This is a genomic window from Psychrobacter sp. Ps1 (assembly GCF_022129425.1).
Classification (GTDB): Bacteria; Pseudomonadota; Gammaproteobacteria; order Pseudomonadales; family Moraxellaceae; genus Psychrobacter.
Window position 1 is genome coordinate 1 of the sequence record NZ_JADQAN010000034.1, and the last position, 11,500, is coordinate 11,500.

At 43.7% G+C, this 11,500-nt stretch carries 6 protein-coding genes; 5 read left to right on the forward strand and 1 reads right to left on the reverse strand.

The features are described from left to right. The first annotated feature begins 268 nt into the window (after positions 1 to 268). The 3 genes from acs (at position 269) to pgsA (ending at position 5,007) form a co-directional block, all read left to right on the forward strand. Entirely contained in the window at positions 269 to 2,230 is a 1,962-nt protein-coding gene (acs, locus tag I3249_RS12515; RefSeq protein ID WP_165597556.1) for an acetate--CoA ligase, read from the forward strand. Between the two features lie 281 nt (positions 2,231 to 2,511). Continuing rightward, positions 2,512 to 3,702 (forward strand): NAD(P)-binding protein, encoded by a 1,191-nt coding sequence (locus I3249_RS12520; RefSeq protein ID WP_238070176.1) that lies wholly within the window; start codon positions 2,512 to 2,514, stop codon positions 3,700 to 3,702. 621 nt (positions 3,703 to 4,323) lie between these two features. Next, positions 4,324 to 5,007: a CDP-diacylglycerol--glycerol-3-phosphate 3-phosphatidyltransferase gene (gene pgsA, locus I3249_RS12525; RefSeq protein WP_057758088.1), complete on the forward strand. Its 684-nt coding sequence runs from the start codon at positions 4,324 to 4,326 to the stop codon at positions 5,005 to 5,007. Between the two features lie 102 nt (positions 5,008 to 5,109). Here the strand turns inward: pgsA and I3249_RS12530 are convergent, their stop codons facing one another. Then, complete coding sequence (locus I3249_RS12530) at positions 5,110 to 5,604, reverse strand: pyridoxamine 5'-phosphate oxidase family protein (RefSeq protein ID WP_238070177.1); 495 nt, start codon at positions 5,602 to 5,604, stop codon at positions 5,110 to 5,112. Positions 5,605 to 6,088: 484 nt separating this feature from the next. Between I3249_RS12530 and purL the strand changes: the two genes are divergently transcribed. Continuing rightward, complete coding sequence (gene purL, locus I3249_RS12535) at positions 6,089 to 10,111, forward strand: phosphoribosylformylglycinamidine synthase (protein ID WP_238070178.1); 4,023 nt, start codon at positions 6,089 to 6,091, stop codon at positions 10,109 to 10,111. Between the two features lie 199 nt (positions 10,112 to 10,310). After that, entirely contained in the window at positions 10,311 to 11,351 is a 1,041-nt protein-coding gene (locus tag I3249_RS12540) for a putative phage abortive infection protein (RefSeq protein WP_238070179.1), read from the forward strand. Positions 11,352 to 11,500 lie beyond the last annotated feature (149 nt).

Genomic DNA, 11,500 nt, shown 5'->3' on the forward strand with positions numbered 1-11,500 from the left:
GTGCTTTGTACTCAACAAAAAACTTGGTAATCCGCCTCTTCAGTTTGATTTGCTTATTTCAAGTTGAGAGTGGGGTATAATTATCTAAACATACAGATGTACAGTGAAATTGTTATGTTTGGCTTTTGATGTCTTGCAACCGTCACGCTTATTTGTCAAACTAACGATGAGTGTCACACATTATGGAAGATGACTCTTATCGCTTACATGGGGCGCGTCATAGACGTTTATCCGTGTAGGTCATAATAATTAAAAGGGACCCAACACTATGACTCAGAAATCATTTCCTATCTCAGCCGAGTTTATGGCTGCTGCCAATACCACACCTGATAAGTACCTTACAGACTACCAGCAATCTATCGAATCACCCGAAGCAATTGATGCTTTTTGGGCGAAGCGTGCTGAGCTAATCGACTGGATAAAAAAACCAACCAAGGTCAGTAACGTCAATTATGACTTAGATGATTTTCGCATCAAATGGTTTGAAGATGGTGAGCTGAACATTTCAGTCAACTGTCTTGATCGTCACCTTGAAGAAAACCCATACAAGCCTGCTATCATTTGGGAAGGTGATCACCCTTCATTGCACAAAATTATTTCTTTTAAAGAATTGCACGAAGCTGTCTGCCGCTTAGGTAATTCATTGCGCAAGCTTGGCGTTGTAAAAGGTGACCGCGTAACGCTATATATGCCGATGATACCGGAAGCCATGGTAGCGATGCTGGCATGTGCGCGTATCGGTGCGGTACATTCAGTGGTGTTTGGTGGTTTTTCTGCCGAGAGTTTGGGTAATCGCTTGATAGACAGTCGCTCAAAAGTTGTTATTACCGCTGACGAAGGTTTACGCGGCGGCAAGCACACACCGCTCAAAGCCAATGTCGATCACGCACTCGACATGGATGGCACTGAGAGTGTCGAAAAAGTCATTGTCGTTCATCGTACGGGTAACTCTATACCGATGAGTGGGCGCCGTGATGTGTGGTATCACAATTTGGTCGATGGTCAATCAGAGATCTGCGAGCCTGAAGTTATGAATGCCGAAGACCCACTATTTTTATTATATACTTCTGGCTCGACTGGTAAGCCAAAAGGTGTAGTGCATACTACAGGCGGCTATATCACCTATGCTATCTCAACGTTCCGTGATGTTTTTGATATCAAAGAAGATGACGTCTACTGGTGTACAGCAGATGTGGGCTGGATTACTGGCCACACGTATTCAACCTATGCACCACTGGCCAATGGCACGACGACGGTAATGTTCGAAGGTGTGCCAGAGCATCCAACATGGGCACGTATCGGTCATATTATCGATAAGCATGACGTGACTATTTTATACACTGCACCGACAGCCATTCGCGCGATGATGAAAGAGGGCGATGCTTTTGTTCGAGAGTCGGATCGTTCTAGTTTGCGTCTGCTAGGTTCGGTCGGTGAGCCGATCAACCCAGAAGCGTGGGACTGGTACTACAATGTCGTCGGTGATGGTAAATGTCCTATCGTCGATACATGGTGGCAGACCGAGACTGGTGGCATCTTAATGGCACCAATACCAGGCACGGTCGATCTCAAACCGGGCGCGGCAATGACACCACTATATGGTGTCAAACCAGAAGTCGTTGATAGCGATGGTGCGATTTTAGAAGGCCCAGCAGAAGGCAATTTGGTGATCAGTAGCGGCTGGCCAGGGCAAATGCGTACTATCTACAATGACCATCCACGTTTCTTAAAGACTTACTTTAGCGATTATCCGGGTCACTATTTTACAGGTGATGGCGCTCAGCGTGACGAAGATGGGCATTACTGGATTACTGGTCGTGTCGACGATGTACTCAACGTGGCAGGGCATCGCTTGGGCACAGCAGAGATTGAAAGTGCCGTGGTTGCGCATCCTGCAACTGCTGAAGCTGCAATTGTTGGTATGCCGCATGAGATACGCGGTACAGGTATCTGTGCATTTATCATTCTAAAGTCAGGTGAAGAAAAAACTGACGATCTAAAAGCAGAACTAAAACGTCATGTGCGTGCCGAGATTGGACCAATTGCGACTTTGGATGCCATCTATATGGTTGATGCACTACCAAAAACGCGCTCAGGAAAAATCATGCGCCGTATCTTGCGTAACCTTGCAGCAGGTCAATATGTGGGACTGGGCGACCTATCTACGCTTGCCGATAGCTCAGTGATTAATGACTTGGTTGAAGAAGTCAAAGCGGGCCGCGGAGAGTAAGTTAGCCTGATAACGAACCTGCAGTATTAAGGATAGTTATTCAGTACTAGCCATTGATATTTGTATATTAAAGTTGAATAAAAGCCATGTTATCGAGAATAGCATGGCTTTTTTACGTAGACGATATTGATATTGGCGCATTTTGAAGGTTCAATAATGCTAATAAGATAACATCGCTACCATTTTAATTGAGGATTAATTGACGAGCCACTCGGTACTTACTAGGCTAACTAATTAATATAGTAGCGACTCATAAATACTTTATAAGGTCTACTGTCATTATGACTGATCATGCTTTGTGCTCAACTGTTCTATCTGACCCAAAAATTGCCATCATCGGTGGTGGCCTAACTGGATTGCTCACAGCAACACTATTAGAGCGCGCGTCAAACCAGACAGGCAATACCCCGCAAATCACTATCTTCGAAAAATCACGTAGTGTGGGCCGTTTAGCGACCCGCTATCGCAGCGATAGTGAGACTGGTAAAAACTGGCAATGGTCGTTCGGCGCACAGTTTTTTACTGCGAAAACTGCTGACTTTCAACAGTTTATCGCGCCTTGGTTGGATACAGGGTTGCTACAGCCGTGGTGTGCCGAAGTGGTTGAATTAACTCCTGCAAGTAACAATGAGCAGTCGCCTAATATCCAAAGCAAAGAGCAATGGGACGCGGTGCATGCACGCTATATCAGTAAACCAAAAATGACCAGTTGGGGCCGTGAATTGGCCGCCGCGCTCAAGCATACGACCATAATATTTAAGACCCGTGTCGCACCGCTCACTCAGTATTTGCAGTCTCAAAATCAGCAGCGGTCTCAGATCCAAATTTTTAATCAAAACAGCAAGCAAACTGAGCTATTTGACGAAACTGGAGCCAGTCTGGGCTGGTTTGATTGGGTTATTTGCACAGCGCCAAATGGTCAGGCGGTAGAGTTGATGGCAAATAGTAAGTTTAGTCAGCAAGACAAAATTACTAAACCACAAATGCAAGCCTGCTATACGCTGATGCTTGGTTGGGATGATGTGCAAAAACTACCTGAAACATTAAATGGCCAGCTAACACCGCAATGGGATGTCGCTTATTTAAATAGCGCTATTCTCGATAGAATATTTATTGAGCATCAAAAACCTGCCCATGGTGAGCTACTACCAAGTATCACCATTCATGCACGTAATGACTGGTCAGAAGCTCACGTCGATGACGATATGGAGTCAGTCGAAGAACAATTATTACAGGCGGCAAAACAAGCATTAAACTGGAACGAAGCTAGCGCACCTAGCCAAACAGACTGCCATCGTTGGCGTTATGCGGCAACTGTAGTGAACACAGATGCTGAAGAGCTAGGCATATTAATCGATGCAACCAAGCAATGGATCGTCAGTGGTGACTGGTGTGCGAAAGGTAATATTGAAAGCTGCTATCGAATAGCGAAGCAAACTGTTAAGGCAATCATGCAAACGCAACAAACGTAAAATCCATGCTCATTATTTTGCATTGTTTAGAACTGAGGCTTATTTCAAAGCTAGTGTTTAAGCGATATTTGGAAAGTATAAAACCCGACATTTAGCAAAACGTAAGCAAAAAAAAGCCCACAGAGGAGGTACTGTGGGCTGAGGAAAACGGGTCATGTATTAGCTACACAGGCCGTGGTCAAGAGTTGTTGTAATTATTGGTGCTCTCTACTGCTATTTATAAGGGTAATAATTATCAATACAATAGGTGGAGATATTTACTTAGCTATTAATATTTACTGATTTAAGTGTACAAGTGTTCTGGTACAGTCGCTATGATAGCGCAATTGAGTGCTGTCTGGCGGTTTTGGTTACAGTATATTACGTTGTAAAAATCCAAAAGACGCAAAGACTGGTATGAAGCACTGATATTTAGAGTAAGTAGCGCAGCTCTATGATGAAATCATTCATAAAGGCTTCCAATAATTTCAATACGTTATGTCGATAGGAGGTCATCTAGACAATCTTGATACCTTTCTTGATACCTTTGATAACTCAATCGCTGCAGAGATGGCATGACGCCTTGTCCGAAAAATGCTAAGCTATCTGCCATTATTATGTTCATATTAAACTGGGTTTGCCATGACTGACAGCACGCATTTGCATACGCAGGAAGAACCGCCAAGTTCGCAAAATACCAAAAGTATTTTTAACTTGCCTAACAACCTTACGATTGCGCGTATCTTGATGATTCCGCTATTTGTCGCGATTGCTTATTGGCCGCCAGCCATGGGTATTGGTATGCCTGCGATTTCAGACAATGTCATTGCGCGCGTTGGGATGAGCGAGTTTAGCGATAGTTTGTTGCGCCATTTATTATTGACCGGCGTCTTTATTATTGCCGCAATTACCGATTGGCTTGATGGGTATTTTGCTCGTAAACTTAATGTCATGTCAGCCTTTGGTCGCTTTTTGGACCCTGTTGCTGATAAATTGATGGTAGCTGTAGCGCTCATCGTCCTTGTACAGTGGCATCCCAATATCATTATGGCGATAGCGGCTATCGTCATTATCTCGCGTGAAATCGCAGTATCAGCGTTACGTGAGTGGATGGCAGAGTTGGGTAAAAGCACTAGCGTCGCGGTATCTTATGTGGGCAAACTAAAGACCACGTTTCAGATGGTAGCGATTACCGTACTACTGCTTAATTGGCAGTCGCTTGAAACCATCGGTTATGTATTAATGGTCGCCGCTGTGATACTTACCTTATGGTCGATGATGATCTATCTAAAAGCTGCTTGGCCTTATTTAAAGCAAAGCGGTTAACTCCATAAGACAAAAATAGTTAGCATAAAATTTAAACAATAAAAAACACCAGTCGCATTAGCCACTGGCGTTTTTGTTTTTGCTACTTATAAATCAGACAACTTATAGCGTCACTGAGTTGTTTTCACCCAAGTTAGTCGCTTTTCTGCCATCCATTACCGCAGCAGTGGTCATTTTAAACATGTTGACGACTGAGCTACCGCTTAACCAGTATTCGGCACCATGTGGGACGACTTTGATTAATTGGACATTTGGATCTTCTTTACCTTGCTCATAAAATGCATTGTAAATTGGCGACCATAGCTCATCTAGTTTCTCTTGGTCTTCGACCAATTCTGCTTTACCGTTAATTGAGACATAATCTTTTGAATCTTGACTGACATAGGCCAAGTTTACTTGTGGGTCTTTTTCAATATCTTTGATGGTCTCAGTGGTTTTATCACCAATAAACCAAATCTCTTTTGCGCCAATGCTCGTCTCGCTAGTGGTCATTGGGCAGGCATGTAAATGGCCTTCATGAGTACGAGTGGTCATCATGGCAAATTTCACTTCTTTTACCAGTTCTTGTACTTTATCGATATGGTCTTGTCTACTCATAATAAATTTCCTTTTTTATAGTGTTTTAATTGAGCTTATATAGCATTGTTTTAATTAGCCGAATTGAACAGTTGATTATTTATAGTAATTTTTCTTTAGGCTAGCTATGTTTAACTCTTAAATATATATGTAAAGGTTAAACGTCATCGTCGCCTTAACAACTGAGACTAGAATACCGAGTTGTCACCCTATATTTATATATGTTCCCAGTAATGCGATGTGAGTGTTTGTAAGGAATATGAAGGTTAGGTAAAAATTGTGACAGCGTAGGTTTGAGCGTTCTATTTTTCGATGAATAATTCAAAAACGACTTAAAAAGATACTTTTTTGAATTATCGATTAGTAAATAATAAGTAGTGATAGAACGCAACTTATCGGCAATTTATCTCGGTTTAGACCTGCTTATTACAGGTCTTCTTGTTATAATACCCAGACCATTTACTTAGCATGGCAGAGATGCCTTGATCTTACGGATTATGCCTTTATGATGACCATCGCCGGACAACCGTTTCTTACCGATTTTCAGACGCAGCAACTCATCAGTCAGTTTCAGCAAAAAACCGAGCTAAATGTCAGTCAAATAAGTACACAGCAAGTGTATGTGCTATCACGAGAGCTATCTGGTGATGAACATAAAAAAGCGCTAGATTTACTAGCGGTTGACCAGTCAGCAACGCTAAATGCGCCGCAAGACAACCAACTACAAGTCATCGTTGGGCCACGTTTTGGTACGATATCGCCATGGGCAAGTAAAGCAACCGATATCTTTAATAACTGTGAAATCGAGATCAATCGTGTTGAGCGTGTCGTTGTTTATACGTTAACCCTCGATAAAAAAATAGACGGTGAAGCAGGCGAAAAACTACCAGTAGACGCTGAGCAGTTATTGTTTGACCGTATGACTCAGAGCTTGGTTTATGACTTGAGCGATGTGAGCAAATTGTTTGACGATCAAGCGCCAGCCTCATTGAACCATATCGACGTGATCGGACAAGGTCAGTCAGCACTAGAGTCTGCCAATACAGAATTCGGCTTTGCGTTATCAAGTGAAGATATCGACTATCTGATGAATGCCTATGTCAATGAGTTGAAACGCAACCCAACTGACGTTGAGCTGATGATGTTTGCACAGGCCAACTCAGAGCATTGCCGTCATAAGATTTTCAATGCTCAGTGGACAGTTGATGGTGAAGTACAACCAAAATCACTGTTCCAAATGATTAAAAACACGTACCAGTCTAATCCACAAGGCATCTTGTCAGCGTATAAAGACAATGCTGCGGTCATGGCAGGGTCTGATGGCATGCGTTTTTATCCTATCCCGACCGACGCGATGGATGCCAATTCAATCCATCCTTACGACTTTCATCAAGAGAACATCGATATCTTAATGAAAGTTGAGACGCATAACCACCCAACAGCGATTGCCCCTTATTCTGGTGCGGCAACAGGTGCGGGCGGTGAGATTCGTGACGAAGGTGCGACTGGTCGTGGCGGTAAGCCAAAAGCGGGTCTAACAGGGTTCCATGTGTCACATCTGCATATCCCAGAGCTTAGCGAAAAGTGGGAGCAGTCAGGTCAATTGAGCACGCAGGATTATGGTACGCCAGATCGTATGGCTACCAGCCTTGAGATCATGACCGAAGCGCCATTAGGCTCAGCCAATTTCTCAAACGAATTTGGTCGTCCAAACCTATGCGGTTACTTCCGTAGTTTTCAGCTAGATACCTCTGCGGCAAAAGACGGTAGCGAGATGCGCGGCTATCACAAGCCAATCATGTTGGCAGGTGGTTACGGTAATATCAAACGCAACCTGATTGAAAAAAATGCCATCCAAAAAGGTGATTTGCTCATCGTCCTTGGTGGCCCTGCGATGCAAATCGGTCTGGGCGGCGGTGCCGCATCGTCGGTCGATAGTGGTGACCTTGATGAAGGCTTAGACTTTGCTTCAGTTCAGCGCGATAACGCTGAGATGGAGCGTCGTTGCCAAGAAGTCCTTGATCGCTGCTGGGCACTAGCGGGCGATGATGTCGATGTAAGTAATAACAGTAAAGACGGCAACCCAATTGTCTCACTACATGATGTAGGGGCAGGTGGTTTGTCTAACGCGATGCCAGAACTGGTCAATGACCATGAAATGGGCGCGCATCTGAACTTGCGTAAGATTCCATCGTTAGAAGCTGGCATGTCACCAATGGCTATCTGGTCAAACGAAGCGCAAGAGCGTTATGTGCTGGCGATTCGCCCAGAGAGCAAAGATCAGTTTGACGCCATCTGTGCCCGTGAGCGCTGCCCATATGCCATCTTGGGCGAGGCGACGGATATCCGTCAGCTAATCGTTGATGATGAGCTATTGGACGAGCAACCAGTCGATATGCCGATGCAAGTACTGCTCGGCGGTACACCAAAAATGCAGCGTAGCTTTGAGCGTACTGATAGCACGTTACCAGCATTAGAGCTTGGTGAAGTTAATCTAGCCGAGTCAATTACCGATGTATTGCGTCACCCAACTGTCGCTAGCAAATCATTCTTGATTAGCATTGGTGACCGTTCTATCACAGGTATGGTCGTGCGTGATCAGTATGTGGGTCGCTATCAAGTGCCTGTATCAGATTGTGCAGTGACGGCTTCTGGCTTAGTGGCATTAGATGGTCAGCCAATGACTGGCGAAGCAATGAGTGTCGGCGAGCGTACGCCTGTTGCACTTATCAGTCCAAAAGCCTCTGCGCGTCTAGCAGTCGGTGAGGCGATTACTAACATCGCTGGTGCGCGTATCGCTCAATTGTCTGATATCACGATGTCAGCGAACTGGATGGCAGCGTGTGGTGATGACGTAGAAGATGCTGCATTGTTCGATGCTGTACATGCCGTTGGTGAAGAGCTATGCCCAGCACTCGGTATCGCTATCCCTGTTGGTAAAGACTCCTTATCTATGCGTGCCAACTGGACTGATAACGAGAATGGTAAAAATCAAGACAAATCAGTCGTGTCGCCAATGAGCTTGGTCGTGACTGCGTTTGCCCCTGTCGTTGACGTAGCAAAAACGCTAACCCCTGAGCTAATCAATGGCGACAGCGCGTTCTATCGTATTGACTTGTCAAAAGGCAAGTTGCGTCTAGGCGGTTCGATCCTTGCGCAAACGCTTAGCCAACTAGGCAACGACTGCCCAGATTTAGCGCAGCCAAGTGATTTGGTCGACTTCTTTAACTTTATCCAAGCGGGTAATGAGCAAGGTGTCATCAGCGCTTATCACGATATCGGTGATGGCGGTCTATTAGCGACCATCGCAGAGATGCAGTTCACCAGCCGTCAGGGTATCAAGCTGTCATTAAATGACGATAACTTACTTGGTCAGCTGTTCAGTGAAGAGTTGGGTGCAGTTATCCAAGTATTGCCAGAAAACGTCGCAGCTTTAATGCAATTGGCAGAAGAGCTCAACGTCGCTGATATGCTCAGCCTCGTCGGTCAAAGCTCGGAAGAAGACAGCCTCCTTATCCAAACGCCAACGCTCATGGGTGATGACACCCTACGCTTTAGCCGTACTGAATTGCAGCAAGCGTGGACTCAGGTCAGCTATCAAATCGCGCGTCGCCGTGATAACCCAGCGTGCGTACAGCAAGAGTATGACTTGATTGCTGATGCGAGCCATAAAGGCCTGATCGCTGCGCCAAACTTTGATCTGAATCAAAAGGTTGAAGCGCCTTATGTAAATAGCCGTGCTGATTCTGATAACAGCACGCCAAGAGTTGCCATCTTGCGTGAGCAAGGCGTCAACGGTCAGACCGAGATGGCAGCAGGCTTTACTCAAGCGGGCTTTGAAGCGGTCGATGTGCACATGAGCGATTTACTTGAAGGCCGCATCAATTTGCGCGACTTTGATGGTCTGGTCGCTTGTGGCGGCTTTAGCTACGGTGATGTCCTCGGCGCAGGCTCGGGATGGGCCAACTCTATCTTGTTCCATGACGAATTGCGCATGCAGTTTGTACGCTTCTTTGCCCGTCCAGATACCTTTAGCTTGGGTGTCTGTAACGGTTGTCAGATGATGGCGCAGCTCAAAGACCTGATCCCAGGGGCGGAAAACTTCCCACGCTTCGTCGCTAACAAATCGGCGCGTTTTGAAGCGCGTACGGTCAATGTCAAAATCGAGCGTACCAAGTCGATCCTGTTCAAAGGCATGCAAGACAGCATCTTGCCAATCGCTGTGGCGCACGGTGAAGGCTATGCCACACTGGACAATACCGAGATCGACGGTATGGCAAACCACGGTCAGCTCGCCATGCGTTATGTCGATAGCCAAGGTCATCCAACCGAGACCTATCCGCTCAATCCCAACGGCTCTATCGGCGGTGTCACGGGTCTATGTAGCACCGATGGTCGCGTCACTATCATGATGCCGCATCCTGAGCGTAACCTAAAAGCGTATAACCACAGCTGGAAACCAGAAGCGTGGGATGAGGACGGTGCGTGGATGCGTATGTTCCGCAATGCCCGAGCTTGGTTGCGCTAAGATATAAGCTAAGTTCGTTTAGAGTATTGTTTTAGACGTAAAAAAGGTGGGCTTCGGCTCACCTTTTTTGTATTGTAATTTTAGATAATAATTAGTATCTACTGATTGGTGCTAACGGTAAAATTACGGACTTATAAATAAAATGATGATTAAAATTTCTTATAAAAAACTATCACTTTAACTAAACGAGAAATTATAAATGTTTGAAAAATCTTGGTGGAAAAGATATGCAATCAGAATAGCAGTACTAATGATAATAATTGTAGTAGGGATCTACTTTTTTAACTTTTTCAATATTACCTATTTCCCAAATTTTCTGAGTACTGAGCAAGAAGAGTGGGCATACTTCGGTTCTTATATAGGTGGAACATTAGGGGCACTTCTTGCCTTTATGTCACTTGTAATCTTGCTTGATACCTTTGACTTACAAAAAGAAGAACTAAACATTGCTGGTGAAGCTCTTAAGAAAAGTGCAAAATCCCATGAAAAACAAGTAGAGAATTATGAAGTGCAAAAATTTGAATCCACATTCTATTCTCTACTAGGTTTACATAATCAAACATTAAGAGAGTTAAATATAGATAATAAAAAGCTTAAATCTTGGTATGAGATTGATGAAAGGCTAGGTAGTTTAGATTCATTTAATAAGTTGGTTATCTCAGATATTTACCCAGAATGGAAAGAAAAGGAAGGAAATGACTTAAATATAGAGGTTTTAAAACTGATGCAAAAAAATGTTTTAAATGAGGTTGAGTTGTCTCAATATTTTAGAGTTTTATATCAGGTTTTGAAGTTTATAGCGAAGAATAATATAAATAATAAATCTAAAGTTTTCGACGTGGGCTATCTTAAAGATAAGAATGATTTGAGTGAAAATGATGAAAAAATGTATGCCAGTTTAGTAAGAAGTTTTGTACCAGTAAAGCTGTTACCTGTTTTAGCTATAAACTGTATTTGTGGAAAAGAAGGTTATCTGCATAACCTAGATAAATATCAAGCTTTAATAGAAAGATATAGTTTTTTGGAGCATATGCGTTTGAATGATTTAGAGATGAACTTAGGATCATTTTTAATACTGGACTCTTATAGTAAGGCGCTAGGTGATAAAGAGAAACAAGATATTAAAGATAAAGCTTTAGATATTCAGGCAGCTTATCCACAATACTTTGATAATAGTTTTTTTAAGGTAGGTGGATATTTAAAAATTTATTCTAAGCCTAATATCGAGCTTGAAGTCTAATAGCTTTTAGCAAGCGTAAGTGGGTTAAATATTGCGTAACCCACTATTTATGTATAAAAATAGCCCATTCTACGAGACCATCCCAGATTCTGTGTAACTGCCATTTAGATTAAATGCTTACTAATACGGTCATCAAACATAATCATAAA

What these genes read in the sequence shown, in the direction of transcription:
- I3249_RS12520 (WP_238070176.1), top strand. Translation starts at nt 2,512, where the DNA reads ATGACTGATCATGCTTTGTGCTCAACTGTTCTATCTGACCCAAAAATT.
- pgsA (WP_057758088.1), top strand. Translation starts at nt 4,324, where the DNA reads ATGACTGACAGCACGCATTTGCATACGCAGGAAGAACCGCCAAGTTCG.
- I3249_RS12540 (WP_238070179.1), top strand. Translation starts at nt 10,311, where the DNA reads ATGTTTGAAAAATCTTGGTGGAAAAGATATGCAATCAGAATAGCAGTA.
- purL (WP_238070178.1), top strand. Translation starts at nt 6,089, where the DNA reads ATGATGACCATCGCCGGACAACCGTTTCTTACCGATTTTCAGACGCAG.
- acs (WP_165597556.1), top strand. Translation starts at nt 269, where the DNA reads ATGACTCAGAAATCATTTCCTATCTCAGCCGAGTTTATGGCTGCTGCC.
- I3249_RS12530 (WP_238070177.1), bottom strand. Translation starts at nt 5,604, where the DNA reads ATGAGTAGACAAGACCATATCGATAAAGTACAAGAACTGGTAAAAGAA.